This is a genomic window from Nocardia sp. NPDC088792 (assembly GCF_044750615.1).
In the GTDB taxonomy this organism is placed as follows: Bacteria; Actinomycetota; Actinomycetes; order Mycobacteriales; family Mycobacteriaceae; genus Nocardia.
Genome location: NZ_JBIVKC010000006.1, coordinates 339,930 through 358,764 on the forward strand (window position 1 = coordinate 339,930; position 18,835 = coordinate 358,764).

General features: G+C 66.2%; 21 protein-coding genes. 13 read left to right on the top strand and 8 right to left on the bottom strand.

Going from position 1 to position 18,835, the window contains the following annotated elements; all coding sequences use genetic code 11:
- Position 1: 1 nt before the first annotated feature.
- Positions 2 to 1,213: a helix-turn-helix domain-containing protein gene (locus ACIP5Y_RS37810; RefSeq protein WP_400358056.1), complete on the top strand. Its 1,212-nt coding sequence runs from the start codon at positions 2 to 4 to the stop codon at positions 1,211 to 1,213.
- Here ACIP5Y_RS37810 and ACIP5Y_RS37815 read toward each other — a convergent pair.
- The 3 genes from ACIP5Y_RS37815 to ACIP5Y_RS37825 form a co-directional block, all read right to left on the bottom strand.
- Positions 1,205 to 2,020 (bottom strand): enoyl-CoA hydratase/isomerase family protein, encoded by an 816-nt coding sequence (locus ACIP5Y_RS37815; protein WP_400357355.1) that lies wholly within the window; start codon positions 2,018 to 2,020, stop codon positions 1,205 to 1,207. The genes ACIP5Y_RS37810 and ACIP5Y_RS37815 overlap by 9 nt on opposite strands.
- The gene (locus ACIP5Y_RS37820; RefSeq protein ID WP_400357356.1) at positions 2,017 to 3,024 is read right to left on the bottom strand and encodes a TIGR03617 family F420-dependent LLM class oxidoreductase; all 1,008 of its coding nucleotides are present in this window, start codon (positions 3,022 to 3,024) and stop codon (positions 2,017 to 2,019) included. The genes ACIP5Y_RS37815 and ACIP5Y_RS37820 overlap by 4 nt, the downstream gene beginning before the upstream one ends.
- Positions 3,025 to 3,091: 67 nt before the next feature.
- On the bottom strand, positions 3,092 to 3,790 hold the full coding sequence (locus ACIP5Y_RS37825) for a GvpL/GvpF family gas vesicle protein (protein ID WP_400357358.1): 699 nt from the start codon (positions 3,788 to 3,790) through the stop codon (positions 3,092 to 3,094).
- Positions 3,791 to 4,027: 237 nt separating this feature from the next.
- Between ACIP5Y_RS37825 and ACIP5Y_RS37830 the strand changes: the two genes are divergently transcribed.
- Positions 4,028 to 5,863, top strand: coding sequence for an acyl-CoA dehydrogenase (locus tag ACIP5Y_RS37830; protein ID WP_400357360.1), 1,836 nt, complete (start codon positions 4,028 to 4,030; stop codon positions 5,861 to 5,863).
- Between the two features lies 1 nt (position 5,864).
- Positions 5,865 to 6,293 carry a PaaI family thioesterase gene (locus ACIP5Y_RS37835; protein ID WP_400357362.1) on the top strand — a complete coding sequence of 143 codons (429 nt, stop codon included), beginning with the start codon at positions 5,865 to 5,867 and terminating at the stop codon, positions 6,291 to 6,293.
- 26 nt (positions 6,294 to 6,319) lie between these two features.
- Here ACIP5Y_RS37835 and ACIP5Y_RS37840 read toward each other — a convergent pair whose 3' ends face one another.
- Complete coding sequence (locus tag ACIP5Y_RS37840; RefSeq protein ID WP_400357364.1) at positions 6,320 to 7,210, bottom strand: STAS domain-containing protein; 891 nt, start codon at positions 7,208 to 7,210, stop codon at positions 6,320 to 6,322.
- A gap of 350 nt (positions 7,211 to 7,560) precedes the next feature.
- On the opposite strand from ACIP5Y_RS37840, the gene ACIP5Y_RS37845 reads away from it, so the two are divergent.
- From ACIP5Y_RS37845 to ACIP5Y_RS37865, 5 genes are all read left to right on the top strand, one after another.
- On the top strand, positions 7,561 to 7,806 hold the full coding sequence (locus ACIP5Y_RS37845) for a CsbD family protein (protein WP_400357366.1): 246 nt from the start codon (positions 7,561 to 7,563) through the stop codon (positions 7,804 to 7,806).
- 148 nt (positions 7,807 to 7,954) lie between these two features.
- Positions 7,955 to 8,647, top strand: a complete 693-nt coding sequence (locus ACIP5Y_RS37850; RefSeq protein ID WP_400358057.1) for a PAS and ANTAR domain-containing protein — start codon at positions 7,955 to 7,957, stop codon at positions 8,645 to 8,647.
- Positions 8,644 to 9,117, top strand: coding sequence for an anti-sigma factor (locus tag ACIP5Y_RS37855; RefSeq protein WP_400357367.1), 474 nt, complete (start codon positions 8,644 to 8,646; stop codon positions 9,115 to 9,117). The genes ACIP5Y_RS37850 and ACIP5Y_RS37855 overlap by 4 nt, the downstream gene beginning before the upstream one ends.
- Positions 9,107 to 9,877: an RNA polymerase sigma factor SigF gene (locus ACIP5Y_RS37860; RefSeq protein WP_400357369.1), complete on the top strand. Its 771-nt coding sequence runs from the start codon at positions 9,107 to 9,109 to the stop codon at positions 9,875 to 9,877. Before ACIP5Y_RS37855 ends, ACIP5Y_RS37860 begins: the two co-directional genes overlap by 11 nt.
- A gap of 72 nt (positions 9,878 to 9,949) precedes the next feature.
- Positions 9,950 to 11,155, top strand: coding sequence for an AI-2E family transporter (locus ACIP5Y_RS37865; RefSeq protein ID WP_400357371.1), 1,206 nt, complete (start codon positions 9,950 to 9,952; stop codon positions 11,153 to 11,155).
- A 42-nt stretch (positions 11,156 to 11,197) separates the two neighbouring features.
- On the opposite strand, the gene ACIP5Y_RS37870 is transcribed toward ACIP5Y_RS37865, so the two are convergent.
- Both ACIP5Y_RS37870 and ACIP5Y_RS37875 read right to left on the bottom strand, forming a co-directional pair.
- Complete coding sequence (locus ACIP5Y_RS37870) at positions 11,198 to 12,070, bottom strand: DoxX family membrane protein (RefSeq protein ID WP_400357372.1); 873 nt, start codon at positions 12,068 to 12,070, stop codon at positions 11,198 to 11,200.
- 71 nt (positions 12,071 to 12,141) lie between these two features.
- On the bottom strand, positions 12,142 to 12,627 hold the full coding sequence (locus ACIP5Y_RS37875; protein WP_400357373.1) for an SRPBCC family protein: 486 nt from the start codon (positions 12,625 to 12,627) through the stop codon (positions 12,142 to 12,144).
- Between the two features lie 131 nt (positions 12,628 to 12,758).
- Here ACIP5Y_RS37875 and ACIP5Y_RS37880 point away from each other — a divergent pair, with 131 nt between their 5' ends.
- The 5 genes from ACIP5Y_RS37880 (at position 12,759) to ACIP5Y_RS37900 (ending at position 16,162) form a co-directional block, all read left to right on the top strand.
- Positions 12,759 to 13,436: a TetR/AcrR family transcriptional regulator gene (locus ACIP5Y_RS37880; protein WP_400357374.1), complete on the top strand. Its 678-nt coding sequence runs from the start codon at positions 12,759 to 12,761 to the stop codon at positions 13,434 to 13,436.
- 117 nt (positions 13,437 to 13,553) lie between these two features.
- Entirely contained in the window at positions 13,554 to 14,675 is a 1,122-nt protein-coding gene (locus ACIP5Y_RS37885) for an agmatine/peptidylarginine deiminase (RefSeq protein ID WP_400357376.1), read from the top strand.
- A gap of 26 nt (positions 14,676 to 14,701) precedes the next feature.
- A complete protein-coding gene (locus ACIP5Y_RS37890; protein ID WP_400357378.1) occupies positions 14,702 to 15,274 on the top strand; it encodes a TetR/AcrR family transcriptional regulator in 573 nt (190 codons plus the stop codon).
- A gap of 127 nt (positions 15,275 to 15,401) precedes the next feature.
- A complete protein-coding gene (locus ACIP5Y_RS37895) occupies positions 15,402 to 15,563 on the top strand; it encodes a hypothetical protein (RefSeq protein WP_400357380.1) in 162 nt (53 codons plus the stop codon).
- Positions 15,564 to 15,571: 8 nt separating this feature from the next.
- A complete protein-coding gene (locus ACIP5Y_RS37900) occupies positions 15,572 to 16,162 on the top strand; it encodes a disulfide bond formation protein B (RefSeq protein ID WP_400357382.1) in 591 nt (196 codons plus the stop codon).
- Between the two features lie 79 nt (positions 16,163 to 16,241).
- Here ACIP5Y_RS37900 and ACIP5Y_RS37905 read toward each other — a convergent pair whose 3' ends face one another.
- Both ACIP5Y_RS37905 and ACIP5Y_RS37910 read right to left on the bottom strand, forming a co-directional pair.
- Positions 16,242 to 17,123 carry a cutinase family protein gene (locus ACIP5Y_RS37905; RefSeq protein ID WP_400357384.1) on the bottom strand — a complete coding sequence of 294 codons (882 nt, stop codon included), beginning with the start codon at positions 17,121 to 17,123 and terminating at the stop codon, positions 16,242 to 16,244.
- Positions 17,124 to 17,396: 273 nt separating this feature from the next.
- The gene (locus tag ACIP5Y_RS37910; RefSeq protein ID WP_400357386.1) at positions 17,397 to 18,818 is read right to left on the bottom strand and encodes an aspartate ammonia-lyase; all 1,422 of its coding nucleotides are present in this window, start codon (positions 18,816 to 18,818) and stop codon (positions 17,397 to 17,399) included.
- Positions 18,819 to 18,835: the final 17 nt, after the last annotated feature.

Here is an 18,835-nt window from a genome sequence, read left to right on the forward strand (position 1 = left end):
AATGGGTGGACAGACGGTGGGTCAACGGCTCGAATTCCGCCGGCGGCGTCGCGGCCTATCCCGGAAGGTGGTGGCGAATCTGGTTGGCCGCAGCGAGGAATGGCTCAGACTCGTCGAATCCGGACAACGCAAACTGGACAGCCTTGAAGTATTGGCCCGGCTCGCCGAAGTGCTGCAGATCGACGACGTCACCGAATTGATCGACTGGCCCGCCCGGGTGATTCCACACACGAATGTCGAACCCCACGAATGCCTTCGCGAACTGCGCGAGGTCATCATCGACCACCCCGCCTTGCGAATCCGGAGCAATCGCCCGGTCGACGACTACGACCAGGCGGTCCTGACCGCCGACCTGCGCACCTGCCGCCAGGTGTGGACGGGTTCGGCGCAACGGTATTCACAGCTCACCCGCACCCTCCCGGATGTCATCGAGGCGGCCCGCTCCGCGCGCTGGCAGCTACAGAACCTGGAGACGGCCGATCAGCTCGTCGAGGCGTATCACATTGCCCGCCACCTGCTCACCGCCTGCGGCGACCACAGCATGGCCGCCACCGTCGCCGATCGCGCCATGGGCACGGCGGCGCAGGTGCATCAGCCGCTGCTGATCGCCGCCAGCGCCTGGCACGTCGCCACCGCACTCCTGCACTCCGGACATCCGGTCGAGAGCCACGACTACGCCCTGGCGGCCGCCTGCCGACTAACCGAAACCGGGCTGTCCACGCCGGATTCGGACATCATCGATGCCGCGCTACGCCTGCTGGCCTCGCACGCCGCGGCCGTCGCCGGCGATCTCACCGAATCGGCGGGACTGCTCAGCGAGGCCAAGACCCGGGCCGTGAGCTTCGGCGCCGATCGCACCGCGCGCGGAATCCCCTTCGGTCCCAGCGAGGTCGGCATCACGACGGTGGAAATGGCGCTCGCGCAGCACGATCCGGATCAGGCCATCCGGCTGGCGCCGGCGGTCCCGCTCTTCGAGGGGCAATCCTATGAACGCCGCGCCGCTTATCACATCTGCCAGGCCCGCGCCTACGTTCTGCGGCGCGAGGACGCCGAGGCCACACTGGCTTTGATGAAGATCGCCAATGTCAGCCCGGAGGACATCCGCTACGACGCCGAAGCCCACCACTGCGTCCAGCACCTGCTTCGCCGTGACAACTACCTCACCCGAACGGAAGTCGGCTACCTGGCCAAGCTCGCGGGGATCTCACGCTGACGGCGGATCCGCGGGCAGCCGGCTCGGCCGGCCCGTCCAGTCGGGCAGCCGGTTGTCGAGGAAGGCGCGCATGCCTTCGCGCGCATCGTCGTGCTCCATCAGCAGCAGGTGCAGATCGGTTTCGGCGGCGGCCGTGCGGTGTTCGTCGTTCTCGAAGGCGGACCACAGCAGGCGTTTGCTCGCCGCCACCGCCAAAGGGGCGGTGTGCTCGGCGATATCGCGGGCAATCGCCAGGGCGGCGTCGAGGACTTCCGCGGCCGGCAGGACCTCCAGGCACAGACCCATCTCGGCGGCCCGCCGGCCGTCGATGGTGGCGCCGGTCAGCAGCAGATACGCGGCGCGTGACATACCGACCAGTCGCGGCAGTGTCCAATGCGAGTAGGCGTCACCGATCATGCCCCGGCGCACCTGCACCACACCGTATTTGGCGTCCGCGGCCATGATGCGCAGATCGCACTGCAAGGCCAGGGTGAGGCCGATCCCCACGGCATGACCGTTGACGGCCGCGATCACCGGCTTGCGCACCCGCCACGCCGGCAGCTCGACACCGGCGGCGCTGAACTCCGCGCCCGGCTCGGTGAAGGTGCGGTCACCGGTCGCGAGATCGGCGCCCGCACAGAACGCGGGCGGGGTACCGGTGAGCACCACGGCCCGGATGTCATCGTCGGCGTCGCAGCGGCGGTAGGCATCCGCGAGTTCCACGCCCATCTCGCGGGTGAAGGCATTGCGGCGGTCCGGTCGATGCAGCGTCACCGTCGCGATGCGCGCACCGACATCGAATTGGATTGTCCGATATTCCGTCATCATGACCGCAGGGCGGTGCGCAGGGCGGCGATGTCCCGCGAATCCGGGGTGTAGCCGGGGAAGTAGACACACACTCGATCGGCCACTTCGCCGAAGCGGCGGCAGATCTCGGCCGCGCACTGTTCCGGAGTTCCGGTGACCGCGACCGCGGACAGCAGCGAATCGTCGATCAGCTCGGCCATCCGATCCGCGGCGCCGCGCTTGGACAAGGCGTTCAGCTGCGGCTGCAGCTCGCCTCGGCCTTCGACCTCGAGGACCGGCGCGTAGGCCGGGGTCGACCCGTAGAAGGCGATCAGTTCGCGCACACCGGCTTCGGCCCGGGTCCGCTGCTCCGGGGTCGTGCCCATTGCCGCCATCACCTGCGGCACGATCGTGAAATCCTCGGCCGCGCGGCCGGCCCGATCCAGGCCCGCGCGAACCGCGGTCAGTGTGCGCTCCCGGAAGTGCCGCTCGGTATGGAACGGCATCACCAGCAGTCCGTCGGCCACCTCGGCCGCCGTGCGCACCATGATCGGCCCAGAGCCGCCCATCAGGATCGGCGGCATCCCCATCGGATTCGGGCCCGGGTCGAAAGCGGCGGGCATGAAGGTGTGCGTCGTGAATTCGCCGCGGAAGTCCAATGGTTCGCCGGTCTGCCAGGCCGAGAGGATGGCCCGCACCGCCGATACGAACTCACCCAGCCGCGCCGCGGGCTTGGACCAGGTTGCGCCATAACGTTTTTCGATATGCGTCCGGACCTGCGACCCGAGCCCGAGCCGGAAACGGCCACCGCTCAGCAGTTGCAGATCGTAGGCCGCGTGCGCCACCTGCAGCGGACTCCGCGGAAAGGCCACGGCGACATTCGTCATGATGTCCACCGGCACCGCCGCCGCGACCACCGCGAGCGGTACGAAGACATCATGACGGCCCTCGAAGGTGAACAGCCCATCGATCCCGAGCCCGGCCAGATCGGTTGCCCTGGAGAGCAATTGATCCGGCCGGGCATCGAGCTGGATATCCAGACGCATTGATCCACTAGAGCACAGCGGCCGGTCGTCGAGCGGTTCCGGTACCACCCAGTGGAACTCGGCTACCTCAGCGCAGTCGCGCGGTCGACTCCGGGGCCTCGGCGGCCAGGAAATCCCACGCCGCCAGCGGTCCCACGATGCGCAGCTGCGCCCGCTGCTGCCACTCCTCGGCAAAGCTGTTCACGATGTGCAGCAGTTCCTGCTGCTTGTCGAACGGGATCAGCACGGCGATATCGGCCAGTTCCGCATCGTGGGTGGGCGGCCGTACCGAGATCTGCCCGGTCAGCTGCGACAGGGCCCGCAGCAGGATCTCACTGTCGGCGTGGCGTTGCTCCTCGGCCACCGCGGTGGTGAGCATCTCGAGGTACTGGGCCTGCACCAGATATTCGGCCTGCCCGAACAATTGGCCCAGCGCCGCATGGAAGCGTTCCTCGTTCGGCGCGAGCAGGCTCTCGTCCACGGCCTTGTCGTCGGGCAGCGCGGAGCCGAACCGCATGGGAATGATGGGTCCCTGAGTGACCAGGGCGTCCACGATATTCGCGAAACCCCGGATGTCCTCGGCCTGATCCAGCGGCTGCCCGGCCGGCACCTCGCTGACCAGCGCCGCGATCGGCCCGTGCGTGACGGTGCGGACCGGGGAGGGGACACGGCCGATACCGTCTGCCGCGAGCCGCGTTTCGGCCGGCACGATGGCGTAGATCAGCAGCGCCGTCTTCGAATCGGATGGGGTACGAGCGGCCTCCGAGGGTGTGTTCGCGGTGCTCATGACTCTGAACCAACTCCTTGTGTTGTCGTTGTTCGCCTTACCGGGCCGCCTACCCGATTGCGGCGAAGACATGCACGGAAGCCGCTTTTTGCCGGCTGTCATATCGGGCCCGAAGATAAGCGTTGACAGATAGTCATTTCATGTAGATGATACGCAAGCGCGTATCAATCTCGGTTGTCCGCCGGGATGGGCATCGCGTGATGCACGCTTGGCGACGATCGAGAAAGGACCCGGTCGATGGGTCATTACAAGAGCAATGTGCGTGATCTGGAGTTCAACCTCTTCGAAGCGCTCGGTCTGGGCCCGCTTCTGGAGTCGGGAGCCTACGGCGAGCTGGACTCGGACGCGGTGCGTGAGATGTTGCGTGAGGTTCGGCGGCTGGCCGAGGGTCCGCTGGCGGCGTCGTATGCCGAGACCGACCGTCATCCACCGACTTTCGATCCCGAGACGCACTCGGTGCGGCTGCCCGAGCCGTTCAAGCGGTCGTTCCGGGCGTTGCAGGCCGGTGGCTGGGCCCTGTTGGGTGTCGCGGAAGAACTCGGTGGGCAGGCGGTACCGCGTGCGGTGTCGTGGGCGTTGACCGAGATGATCGTCAGTGCCCAGCCGGGCGCTCATCTGTACAACGCGGGGCCGGCGTTCGCGAACATCTTCTACGACAACGGCACCGATGAGCAGAAGCGGTGGGCTCGGACCATCGCTGCGCGCAATTGGGGCGCCACCATGGTGCTGACCGAGCCGGACGCGGGCTCCGACGTCGGTGTGGGCCGTACCAAAGCCGTTGCGCAGGAGGATGGTTCCTGGCATATCGAGGGTGTGAAGCGGTTCATCACCTCGGGTGATTCCGATGATCTGTTCGAGAACATCATGCATCTGGTGCTGGCCCGCCCCGAGGGCGCCGGACCGGGCACCAAGGGCCTGTCGCTGTTCTATGTGCCGAAGTTCCACTTCGATTTCGACACCCGGACCCGGGGTGAGCGCAACGGTGTGTTCGTCACCAATGTCGAGCACAAGATGGGGTTGAAGGCCTCGGCCACTTGTGAGCTGACCTTCGGCGGGCATGGTGTGCCCGCGAAGGGCTGGCTGGTGGGCGAGGTGCACAACGGGATCGCGCAGATGTTCGACGTCATCGAGAACGCGCGGATGATGGTGGGCACCAAGGCCATCGGCACGTTGTCGACCGGGTACCTGAACGCGTTGGAGTATGCCAAGGTTCGTGTGCAGGGCGCGGACCTGACCCGCTCGGCGGACAAGGACGCGCCCAGGGTGACGATCACCCATCACCCCGATGTGCGGCGCAGTCTGATCTTGCAAAAGGCCTATGCCGAGGGTATGCGCGCGGTGTACCTGTACACCGCCGCGCACCAGAACGCCGATGTGGCCGAACTGGTTTCCGGCGCCGACACCGACACCGCGTTCCGCGTCAACGATCTGTTGCTGCCGATCGTGAAGGGTGTCGGTTCCGAGCGGGCATACCAGTACCTGACCGAATCGCTGCAGACCTTCGGTGGGTCGGGCTTCCTGCAGGACTACCCGATCGAGCAGTACATCCGCGACGCGAAGATCGACTCGCTCTACGAGGGCACCACCGCCATCCAGGCGCAGGACTTCTTCTTCCGCAAGATCGCCCGCGACCAGGGTGTGGCGCTGCGGCACCTGACCGCGCAGATCACGGCGTTCCTCGACAGCGACGTCGCCCAGGACGCACTCAAAACCGAACGCGCACTGCTGAAGACAGCGCTCGAGGACGTCCACGAGATGACCATGACGATGACCGCCTACCTCGTTGCCGCACAACAGGATCCTCGCAAGCTGTACAAGATCGGCCTCGGCTCGGTGCGGTACCTGCTCGCGGTGGGCGACCTACTGATCGGATGGCAACTGCTACACCACGCCGAAATCGCCCTCACTGCCTTGCTGGCCGGCGCCGAGGGGGAGGATCGCCGGTTCTACGAAGGCAAGGTCGCGGCCGCGGCGTTCTTCGCCAAGAACATCCTGCCGAGTCTGACCTCCACCAAATCCATCCTGGCCGAGATCGACATCGACGTCATGGAACTCCACGAAGCCGCGTTCTGAAATGAGCACCCGAAATATGGTCGGAGACAATATCAATGCGGGTTTCGGCGACGTGCTGGGCCTGAAGTACAGCGAGGTCACCAGCGATCGGGTGGCAGCGGAACTGTCGATCAACCCCACCCTGCATCAGCCCGACGGGATCGTGCACGGCGGTGTCTACAGTGCGGTGGTCGAGGCGCTGGGCAGCGTCGGCGGCTCGCACTGGTACGGCGAGCGTGGCCGGGTGGTCGGGGTGAACAACAACACCGATTTCCTGCGGGCGACGCGCGAAGGAACACTCTACGGCGTGGCTCTCCCGTTGCATCGTGGTCGAGCTCAGCAGCTGTGGGCCGTGACGATCACCGACTCCGAGGGAAAACTCATCGCACGTGGCAATGTTCGCCTGGCCAACCTGCCCGCCGTCGACACCCGGAACACGACTCCGGAGTAGCTGGCACTTCGCGAGCTCTCACGGAGTCAGCTGTTGTCGCCGGTGCGGCTGACCTCGTAACCGAGCAGGCGTTCGGCTTCCTCGATACCGCCCTGGAGGTCGCCGACCGCGTTCATCTTGGACAAGTCGAGACCGATGGCCACCAGGGTGAGGGCGATCTTCGAGGACATGCCGGTGATGATCACGCTCGCGCCCATGAGGCCGGAGGCGTCGACGGTCTGCACCAGGTGGTTGGCGACGGTGGAATCGATTTCGGGCACACCGGTGATATCGATGACGACGACCTTGGCGCGATTGGCGCGAATCGCGCGCAGCAACTGCTCGGTGAGCTGTCTGGCCCGCTGACCGTCCAGTACGCCGATGATCGGGAGGATGAGCAACTGCTCACGCACCTGCAGCACGGGGGTGGAGAGCTCGCGGATGGCTTCCTGCTGCTGGCGGATGATGCGTTCGCGCTCATCGACGAAGGAGACGCCCACGGTATTGGCGATACGGTTCGCGGCGGGTTCGTAGGCGTCGAGAACGCGATTGAGCACCTCGAAGTCGGATTGGTACTTCTGGAACAGCGAGCGCGCCAGCACGTCTCGCAGCAGCAGTACGATACCGAGCACCTCGTCGGTTTCCACGCCCCGCGGAATGATGCGCTCGGACAGGTCACGCGCGTAATCCTGCAGCGCCTCCACCGAACCGGTCTCCAGCACGGCGACGTAATTGTCGTAGACCGAGGTCGCTTCGGAGAACATCTCGTCGGGCGTCATCGCGGTGAGCAGCTGGGCGCTGGTAATGCGCCGCGCCCACTCTTCCCGAAGGACCGTCCGGTTCTGCCGCAGATGCTGTACCAATTCCGACAGCAGCCCCGTGCTGTCGCCATTGGGACTGATATCGAGGCGGTCCGAGACGATCGATACGTCGGACAAGGCATGCCTTTCAGCGGATGCCACACCGACGGGGCCGGTATGGAAAGTCGGCGGTAGCCAGCCGTGTTCTCGACCGGCATGTACCAGGGTGAAATCGTATACCCGGCATGCCGAATTGTGGTATCCGATCCAGCGAAGTCAAAGGTCCGGCGGCGCGGGCGCCGGTGTGCGGGTGTCGGGCGGCCGATTCTCGGACCGATGTCACGGACCGGCAATGACCCCGACCGGTCGGGTGAAACACGAGGTGATCCCGCTCACGAAAGTTATTGGTGGCGTGGCTGTTTCGTCGCCAAATGGCCGGGTAGCACTCGGGATGTCCCTGAAAATCCGATATTCCGGAGGTACATCACATGTCCGAACACGAGAAGAGCGGACCCCGCGAAGGCCTGGAAGGCGCGGCCGAGGGCATCAAGGGCAAGGTCAAGGAGGTAGCGGGCAGCGTCTTCGGCGATGAGAATCTGCGCCGCGAGGGCCGCACCCAGCAGGACAAGGCGGAAGCCCAGCGCGAGGCGGCCAAGAAGGAGGCCCAGGCCGAGGCGGAGCGTGCCAAGGCCGCGGCCGAAGAGGCCCGCCAGCGCGCGCAGCAGCAGCGGTAATACACGCGAGAACAGCGTGAATCGCCGGAACGGCGGCCGGGCCGGGTGGTATTGCCACCCGGCCCGGCCGTATGCACGCGGAACAGCGATTCCGTATGCACGCGGAACAGCACTTTCAGCAGCGGCGAAGCGGATAATTCCCACTGTGATGCACGGTGGTGAGGCCTCGCCCGATGAGGTGAAGGCGTTCGAGCAGGTGATGGGTGGGCCCGGTTGTGCGCAGACGATCGGCAGCTTCCGCTTCTGGTTCGACGATCAGCGATGGGAATGGTCCGACGAACTGGCCGAAATGCACGGGTATCGGCCCGGGACGGTACACCCGACCACCGAACTGCTGCTGACGCACAAGCATCCCGACGACCGGGTGCAGGTCGCGAACACGATCGACCGGTCGGTCCAGGACGCCGAGCCGTTCTGCAGCCGGCACCGCATCGTGGACACGGCCGGCGAAGTTCACCACGTGATCGTCGTCGGCGACCAGATGCTCGATGACGACGGCCGGGTCGTGGGCACCGCGGGCTACTACATCGACGTCACCGATACGCTGGCCGAACAACGGCAGGAGACGCTCGACGACGAGTTACCCGAACTGTTCGCCGCCCGCGCGGTGATCGAACAGGCCAAAGGGGCGTTGCGGCTGGTCTACGGCATCAGCGCCGACCAGGCCTTCCGGGTCCTGACCTGGCGGTCCCAGGAGACCAATACGAAACTGCGGGCGCTCGCCGAACAATTGGTCGAGGAGCTCGGCTCGTTCGCCGACTCCACCGCCTCGCTGCGGACCCGGTTCGATCATCTGCTGCTGACAGTGCACGAGCGCATCGACGGGGGTGGCGGGCGATGACGAAATCGACCCGGGGCCGGCACATCGAATCCGAGCCGGCGTCCGATTCGACCGCGGCGCCGGATGATCACCGCAATGTGCTCCGACTGCAGATACCGGCGGCGGCCGCCCAACTCGGCATGCTGCGCGCGATCACCGAAACCATCATGCTGACAGCGGATTTCACCCTGGACGTGGTCACCGATATGCGCGTGGCCCTCGACGAGGTCGCGACCGCCATGATCGTCGCCGCCGTGCCGGGCGCGGTGATCGACTGCGAATTCCGTTACGACGCCGAGGCGATCACCGTGCGGGTCGCCTCGGTCGGCGCCACCGACAACGCCATCGACGAGGACAGTTTCGCCTGGCACGTGCTGGGCACCTTGACCGATTCCCTGGAAATAACACCCGGCACGTTCGACGACCGTCTCGGCGGGTACCCGATACTCGTGCAGTTCAGCCGAGTACGGAGTGACGCCGATGACGGGTGACAGTTACGACGATATCGAGCCGCTGCTGAAAGCGCTTGCCGTCGCCGCGGAAAACGATGCTTCCGAGCGAGATGCCCTGCGGGAGGAAGCAATTCGCCGATGCCTGCCCCTGGCCGACCACATCGCGCGCAAGTTCTCCGGCCGCGGCGAAGCCTACGAAGACCTGCTGCAGGTCGCGCGGCTCGGCATGGTGCAGTCCATCGACCGCTTCGATGTGAGCCGCGGCTCGCGGTTCCTGTCCTTCGCCGTGCCGACCATCATGGGTGAGGTCCGGCGCTACTTCCGCGACAACACCTGGGCGGTACGGGTACCGAGACGGGTCAAGGAAACCCAGAATCGGCTCGGCATCACCATCGAAACCCTCGCCCAGCGGCTGGGCCGCATGCCCAAGGCCCGCGAACTGGCCGCCGAACTCGGCGTGGACCGGCCGGAGATCACCCAGGCGCTGCTCGCCTCCAACGCCTATCAGAGCACCTCATTGGACGCGGTGGCGCCCGATGAAGGCGAGAACACGCCGCTCGCGCTGCTGGACGCGCTGGGCGAGGAAGAACCGAATTACGAACTGGTCGATCAGTTTCTGGCGGTGCGGCCACTCATCGAAGAACTACCGGACCGCGAACGGCGCGTGCTGGTCATGCGGTTCTTCGAATCCAAGACCCAGAGCCAGATCGCCGAACAACTCGGCGTCTCGCAGATGCAGGTCTCCCGCATCCTCACCCGAACCCTCAACTGGCTTCGCGAGGAATCGCTCAAAGACTGACCGGGCATCGCTCGGGGACTGACAACCCTTCCATGGGGTACTGCCCGTGCGGAAGCGCACCGAGGTGGAGTCATGAGCGACCAGAACGACCAGGAGCAGCCGGCGCCCGGCGAACAGCCCGACGACTGGGTGGGCAGACCGGAACCCACCGACGAACCCGAACCCATTCTGGAGGCGGAAGCCGAAGCCGCCGAACAAACCGGCGCCGAACATCCTCTCGGGACGCCCGGACGGAGGTTCGACCGGCGCTCGCCGTTCATGCTCGGATTGGCCGGTGCCGCAGGCGTTCTCGTCGCACTGGCCGGGGTGCGCGCCCTGCTCGCCGCCCGCGAGGCGCTGCTGCTCGTGGTGGCATCCATGTTCCTGGCCATCGGAATCGAACCCGCGATCTCCTGGCTGGTGCGGCATCGATTCCGGCGCACGGTGGCCGTGGCCCTGGTGTACGTGCTCGTGCTCGCCGGACTGGGCGGATTCCTGTTCGCGGCGATCACCCCGCTCATCGCCCAGGCCCAAGCGCTGATCGCGCACGGGCCCGACCGGCTGCACCACCTGGAACAGACCTATCCGCTGGTGCGGTCACTGGACCAGCGTTTCCAGCTCGACCAGAAATTGCGCCAAGGGCTGGGCAACGACTTCGGACCGGTATCGCGCGGCGTGGTGGGCGCGGGGCGAATCGTGTTCAGCGCCTTGACCAGTACCGTCATCGTCGCGGTGCTGACCGCCTACTTCTCGGCGAATTTCCCCAGCCTGCGCGCGAATCTGTATCGCCTGTTCCCGGCCTCGCGCCGCCCGCGCGCAATCCTCATCGGAGACGCCATTTTCGCGAAGGTCGGCGGCTATGTGCTCGGTAACCTGCTGATCTCACTGGTCACCGGCGCCCTGACCTTCGTGTGGCTCACCGCATTCCGCGTGCCGTTCCCGCTCGTGCTCGCGGTGCTGGTGGCGCTGCTCGACCTGATCCCCTTGATCGGATCCACCCTCGCCGGGCTGATCATCGCGGTGGTCGCGCTGACCGTCTCATTCCCGGTCTGCTTGGCCACCATCGGTTTCTTCCTCGTCCTGCGCCTGCTCGAGGACTACCTGCTTTCGCCTCGCATCATCGGCCGCACCGTGCAGGTCCCCGCCGTGGTGACCGTGGTCGCCGTGCTGATCGGTGGCGCACTGCTCGGTGTCCTGGGCGCGCTCATCGCCATCCCGCTGGCCGCGGCCGTCCTGCTGCTCGTGCAGGAGATGCTCTTTCCGCGCCTGGATGCGGAGCCGCCGGCCCCGGGCAGCTGAAATCCCCGGCCCTGCAACAGGACCGGGGAATTCGAGGCAGCGTCAGCGCACGCGGGAAGCCGCGTCGCGAGTCGCCTCGCGAGTGGCGTCGGCCAGCTGTTCCCCGCGTTCGCGCGCCACGTCCGCGAGCTGTTCGCCGCGCTCGCGTGCCGCCTCGGCCAGCTGCTCGCTGCGCTCGCGCGCTACTTCCGCGAGCTGTTCGCTGCGCTCGCGTGCGATTTCGGCGACCTGTCCGCCACGTTCACGCGCGACCTCGGCGAACTGGCTGCCGCGTTCGAGGGCCGCGTCGAGGAGCTTCCCGCCCCGATCGGCGGCCACCGTACCCACCTGGGCACCGAGATCGCGGGTGACCTCGACGAGCTTCCCGCCCTGATCCCGCAGTGCGGAGCCCAGTTCGGGCCCGTGATCCTTCGCGAAATCGGCGATATCCGCGAAACGCTCGCGCGGGGGCGTGGATTCATTGCGGAGCCGCGAAACCGCCCGCCGCCCACGCCAGCCCAGCGAGGGCCTGCCCTCCCGGTCGGTGGAGGCGATCAGCAGGCCGCCGAGCAGGCTCGCGTCCTTCAGTAGCGAAGTGCGTTTCGCCGCCCTCCGCTCCGGACTCTGCTCGCTCCAGTAATCGTCCTCGGTCAGTGCGGACGGAATGATGGTCGCGGCGAGCACGACCGCCGAGAGACGCGGCAGCTTGCCCAGTGCGAGCAGCGCCCCGCCACCGATCCGGACCGCGGCATTGATCCGGACCGCCAGCAGGGGGTCGTCGGGCAGATAGGCCGCCAGCTTGGGCGGCAGCCGCTTCTCGCCGCGGTGCACGAGTTCCGTCGCCGCCTTCGCCCGCGGTTCGGGACTGGTGAGCGTATCGATTCCGTCGACGACGAAAACCGCCGCCAACAGGGGATGAGCAACTCGCCGCAGCATGATGAGTCCTTTCCGGGAGGTCGCGCGTCCGTGTGTCGTCCTCACGCACTACCCGGTCGGGCCATCGGTATTCACACGGTGCGCGGCCAGATTTCGGCTGGGCGATGCTCGAGGGCCGCCTTGATCCGCCGCAGTGTGGTGTTCAGGCCTTCCTCCATCTCGATATCGAAGGTCTCCTCGCCGCCGAGCCAGTGGTCGACGATGGTGTACGAGATCCACTTGGTGCCGTGCGGGGGCACGGTGCGGCGGTGCACGACGGTGGAACCGGTTGCGGTGGGCGTGATTTCGAAGTGCCACACGCTGTCGTTGCTCAGGGTGCGGAACGCGATGGCGTGGCCGGGTTCGAAGCGTTCGATCTTGGAGACCGTGGGCCAGTACCTGCGGCCGCGATGGTTCATGTTGACGGTGAGGGCGCCGACCTTGACACGGCCCAGCGGCCGCATCAGCCGGCACTGGTCACTCCATTCGGGCATGCGCTTCAGATCGGACACGATGCCCCAAACCTGTTCCGGCGCTGCGTCGATGTCGATGGACGCGGTCAGATTCTTCTTGGTCACGGGAACCCCCTGAGTGGGTGAGGTGTGGCTGTCGATGCCAGCCGTGCAATCCAGTGATGATTCTAGTAATCAATTGATGGCATGGTCAATGCCTGACGGGCCGCGGTGATACGCCGGGCGATAATGGCCGAATGCCGAAACGAACTCCGCCCAAGCCCGAGCGAACGCCGTCACCCGACGCGGTCACCGGGGCGGGGGAGGGCAGCGGGTCCACGCGCGAGCGACTGCTGAACTCGGCGCTGAAGCTGTTCGCGGACAAGGGTTTCGCGGGCACCACCGTCGGCGATATCGAGGGCGACGCCGGCCTGACACCCCGCGGCGGCGGCTTCTACCGGCATTTCCAGTCCAAGGAGGAAGTGCTCGCCGCAGCCGTGGACACCCATATCCGCGAGATCTCGCAGGGGCAGGCGGCGGTGCTCGGCCTGCTGCCGCTGGGCGATCTCCGGTCCGAACTGACACTGGTGTGCCGCTGGCTGCTGGGCGCGATCGAGCAGCAGCGGGATCTGTTCCGCGTCGTCGAACGCGACGGCGATCGCTTCCCGGAGCTGCGCGACCACTTCCGCGTCAACCTCATCGACGCCGCGCATCTGGCCGCCGTGCAGTTCACCTGCCGCTGGGCGGCCGAGACCAGTCACCCCGCCCGTGATCCGGAAGCCTCCGCCACCGTCATGATCGGCGCGGTGTTCAACTACGCGCGCACCCAGTGGACCTATTCGCAGCCCCCGCTCGGCGTGGACCGCGATCGCTTCGTCACCACCTGGGTGGACTACTGCTACGACCTGATGTCGGGGACCTCCGGCCAGGCATAATCGGCTCGATAGCAAATCTGCATGACGTGGGTCACGTCGGTGCCCGTCGCCTTGACTAATTTTTTAGTCAGGATCTAGAGTCCTGGTCTGCGAGGGTCGAACAGAGGAGACATGGAAATGCGACGACGGACGTTCGTCCAGACTTCTATGGCCGCGCTCGGCAGTGTGCTGCTCGCCGCTTGCAACGACAAGAGCCTGCCGCTCGGCGGCGGTCCCAGCGGTGAACACGACGACGGCAGGACCTGGCTGATGCCCGACGAGGGACAGCCGCACACCCGCACCTGGATGGCGTTCGCCGCGAACGAACGCATCTGGGGTGCGAACCTGGTGCCGGAGGTGCAACGCAACCTGGCCGGCATCGCCACCACCATCGCCCGGTTCGAGCCGGTGTCCATGCTGGTCTCCCCGGGGCAGCTGGGGCAGGCCAAGACACTCATCGGCGACGCGAACGTGGAACTCGTGGCCGCCGAACTCGACGATCTCTGGATGCGCGATACCGGCCCGGTGTTCGTGAAGAACGGGAACACCAAGGCCGGTGTGGATTTCAACTTCAACGGCTGGGGCGGCAAGCAGCAGCACCGCAATGACGCGAAGGTGGCCCAATTCGTCACCGGCCGTGCGGGAGTCGAGACGGTGCACACCGATCTCGTCCTCGAGGGCGGCGCACTCGAGGTCGACGGTCAGGGCACCGCGATCATCACCGAGAGCTGCGTCCTCAACAACAATCGCAACCGCGGCTGGAAGAAGCAGGATGTCGAGGCCGAACTCGACCACCTGCTGGGCGTCAAGAAGGTGATCTGGCTGCCGGGCATCGCCGGTAAGGACATCACCGACGGTCACACCGATTTCTACGCCCGCTTCGCGAGCCCGGGCGTGGTGGTGGCCGGACTCGAAAACGATCCGGACTCTTTCGATTACGACGTGACCCGCCGTCACCTCGACATCCTGCACTCGGCCACGGATGTGCACGGGAACGCGCTCCAGGTCGAGGTGCTCGAAGGGCCGTCGACCGTGCGAGAGACGTTCGCGGACGAGGATTTCGCCGCCGGATACATCAACTTCTATGTCTGCAACGGCGCGGTCATCGGCCCCGAATTCGGTGACCCGGATACCGACGCCGCCGCGAAATCGACGCTGGAGCGCCTGTTCCCGGGTCGCCAGGTGGTGCAGATCAATATCGACGGCATCGCCGCCGGCGGTGGCGGCATCCACTGCACCACCCAGCAAGAGCCCGCCTAGCCGGCTCACCCCTACTGTGAGGAACCGTGTCGGAACGTCGAACCCAGATCCTGGAAGCCGCAGTCCGTGTCATCGCTCAGGATGGCGTGCGCGGACTGCGCATAGAGAAGCTCGCCGCCGCGGCCGAAGTGTCGACGGCATTGATCTACTACCACTTCAAGGATCGGTCCGGCGTGCTGCACGCGGCCCTCGAGCACATCAATCACCGCGCGCAGGGCTACACCGACACGGCCTTCACCGAGATCGCCGATCCACGCACCCAGGTCGAGCGGATGCTCCTGCTCGAACTTCAGGACAGTGACGAGGTCCGCGAAACCAGCATCGCCTGGGGCGAATTGCGTGCCAGCGCGGTGTTCAACCCGGACCTCCGGGAACCGCTGCGGAACACCACCCGGGCGTGGAACGCCGATGTCGAACTCCTGATCCGCCAGGCCCAGGATTCCGGCGCGGTCGGTCCCGGCGTCGATGCCGATGCCGCGGCGGTCCGCCTCACGGCGCTCGTCGAGGGACTCAGCGAACGCTGGCACAGTGGGTCGATCTCCCTGGATGCGGCTCGCCAACTCCTCACCGGCGCAATAGCTCTCGAACTCCGCGCCTGATATCACCCGGCCCTCGATGCACCCATAGATCGAATCTATGGGTGCATCGATTCGTGGCGGCTACCTGATAGCAATCCTCGCGGGCAGAGTCGAGGATGAAACAGGAATCCGATGAAATCAGGTCGTTGTGTACACCCTACTTTTTGCGTTGATCGTGCTCTGTGCGGTGGGCGTGGTCCGAAACTGGCCGCGGCCCAAGGTCATGGCGTTGTGCTCGGGGACATTGGCGCTGGCGGTGCTGGCCTTTCTGCCGCACGTCGTGGGCCGGTCGTTCGGAATCGGGCTGTGATGCCCGAGATGACAAGCCTTTCCCATCGTCTCGGATTGTGGTTCGCACATGTCTATGTGCTGGGTATCTGCGGCACCTTGGCCGGCGCGTATTTCTTCCAGTTCGGGTTGTGGGAGCACCCGTGCCCGATGTGCCTGCTGCAGCGAATGTTCTTCCTGCTGACCGCGATCGGTCCGGTGTGGATCATTGTGCGTTCGCGCACCGGTTCGGTGACCACCCGGGAATTCGCCGCGGGCTGGGGGTGGTCGATCATGGCCGCCATACTCGGCGGCATGGTGTCGGCCGCGCAGGTGCTCATGCATGTGGTGCCGCCGGATCCCGGTTATGCCGGTGCGTTGTTCGGGCTGCATCTGTACACCTGGGCGCTGATCACCTTCGTGGCCGCCGCATTCGCCGCTGCCGTCGCGTTGTTCCTGACCCAGTTCGCCGAACCGCTGGCGGCTGCCTCGGCGGGGCTGCGTACCGCGGCCCGGATTACCCCGATGGTGTTGCTGGCCTTTGCCGGCACCAATCTCGTGGCGTGCTTCCTGCTGCAGGGCCTGCACTGGAAGATGACCGGTGATCCCACCGGCTACCAGTTCTTCGGCGATATCGGCTGAAGCGGCTGAAGCGGCAAAGAATGGGCCCGGCACCGAAATCGGTGCCGGGCCCATTCTTTGGCTTCTTCTTCGGCTCGGATCAGTGGCCGGCCAGGTCGGACAGCCAGTTGTGCAGCCAGGTGGTGGCGGTGGTGCCATTGCTGTCCACCACGTAGCGCGGGTAGGACTGGTGCACGCCGGAGGCCAGGAAGTCCTGGATCTGCCGGGTCCACTGTTTGCTCGACGGATCGTCCTGCGGGGCGGACAGAATGGACTGCCAGCCGGGGATCAGGGCTTCGCCGAGGATGGAATTGAAGTTGTAGACGTAGTTGGGGACCTGCAGCACATCGGGCGCGGACAGTTCGGTGGCCCAGCCGGCAAAACGCCCGGCGAGGTCATCGGTGGGGACGGAACAGTACAAATCGCCCGCCGCACAGAAGGACCGGACCGCCGGGCTCACCCAGCCGAAGCCACCCACCCGGGCGCCGCCCGCACCCGCACCCGGCACCGGCGGGCCCACCAGCGCGTCGGTGGGAGAGCGGCGGGGGTCGGACAGCAGGCCGACCGCGATCAGCCGATCGGGCGGGATGACCCCGATCCCGGTGCCGATCTCGGCGGCCACATCGCCCGCCACGTTCGCACCCTGGCTGTAACCGACCATGGCGAAACGTGTGTTGCCACAGCGGGCCGCCATATCGGAGATCATGCCCCGGGCATTGTTGACGCCCTCATGCTCGGAGCGACCGTAGACCGCACCCTCCCAGGGCAGGGCGGTGGCGGCATAGTTGACGTAATCCGTTTGCACATTGCCCGGCAGGCCGCGCGTCACCAGGGACAACATGCCCTGGCGCGGATCACTGTCGGACGTCTCCCAGGTACCGGGGACGGCGATGACATTGATGTCCGGGCAGCCGCCGGGCGCGGCGGCAGCGTGCGGTGCACCGGTGGTAGCGGACAGCACTCCCGCGGCGACCGCGACCACGGACGTCGCGGCGGCACAGGCAGTTCTAAACCGCGTTGTTCGAAACGACAAGGCCAACACTCCTTGCTCGAGACCATTCGTAAGCTTGCGGCACCCCACTGTGCGGGGATGAGCGACACTGCGATATCCACGCCCGGCCCCGCCCGACGCCTGCCGGGCGAGACTTGGCGAATACTCGGCATGCGGTGGAGACACCGCGCCGAACATACCAAAAAAACTATCCGGTCCTGTTGCCGATTTGCCGCAAGTTGCGATGACCAGGCGAGCCGCGCGTCAGGCGGGGGTCGGACTGGGCAATCCGGCCAGGCGATGCGGCGCCAGCAATGCGTGCACGGTCTCGGGTGTGAGCAGGCCGAGTTCGGTCGCGACCTCGGCCACCGGCTGTCCGGTTTGCAAGGCGTGCTTGGCGATTCGGGCACTTGCGGCATATCCGATATGCGGGGTCAGTGCGGTGACAATTCCGATCGAGCGATGCACGCTGTCGTAGAGGCGTTCCCGATTTGCCGTGATTCCACTGACGCATTTCGTGGCCAGGGTGTCGGCCGCCGCGGTCAGATGCGCGGTCGTGCGCAGCAGGCTGTAACCGATGATCGGCTCGAATGCGTTGAGCTGGAACTGCCCGCCCTCCGCCGCCATGGTGACCGTCAGATCCGAGCCGATGGCCTCGAAGGCCACCTGATTGACGATTTCCGGAATGACCGGATTGACCTTTCCCGGCATGATCGACGAACCCGCCTGCACCGGCGGCAGATTGATCTCGCCCAGGCCCGTGATCGGGCCCGACGACATCAGGCGCAGATCATTGCAGGTCTTGGACAGCTTCACCGCCACCCGCTTGAGAATCCCGGAGATCTGCACGAACGCGCCGCAGTCCTGAGTGGCCTCGATCAGATTCTCGGCCGACACCACCTGCTCACCGGTCAGCTCACTGAGCTGCGCGCACGCCAGCGCGGGATACAGCGGATGACCGTTGATGCCGGTGCCGATGGCGGTGCCGCCCAGATTCGCCTCGCGCAGCAGGGCGATGCCCTCCTCCAGCCGGGCGCAGTCCTCGCGCAGCATCACCGCGAAGGTGCCGAACTCCTGACCCAGCGTCATCGGCACCGCATCCTGCAACTGGGTGCGGCCCATCTTGAGCACATCGGCGAACTCGGCCGACTTGCGGGCGAACTCGCCGGTCAGCCGGCCCATCGCGGCCACCAGCAGCCGAATGTGCTGCACGACAGCGAGTCTGACGGCCGTCGGATAGACATCGTTTGTGGACTGGCCGAGGTTCACATGATCCAGCGGATCGAGTTCGGCGTAGTCGCCGCGCTCGAAGCCGAGCAGTTCCAGGGCCCGGTTGGCGATGACCTCGTTGGCGTTCATATTCGTCGAGGTGCCAGCACCGCCCTGGATGGGATCGATCGGGAACTGGTCGTGCAATGCGCCGCCGCGGATCTCGGCGCACGCCGCCTCGATGGCATCCGCGCGGCGGTCATCGAGCAGGCCCAGCTCCCGATTGGCGCGGCACGCAGCCTGTTTGACGGCGGCCAGCGAGATGATCAGCGCCGGGTAGCGGCCGATGGCGTCCCCGGAGATGGCGAAGTTGTCCAGCGCGCGTGCGGTGTGAATGCCCCAGTAGGCCTCCCGGGGCACTTCGAGGCTGCCGAGCGAATCGTTTTCCGTGCGAGTGTTGTTCACTAGCGTCTCCATGCGGTTATCAACTGACG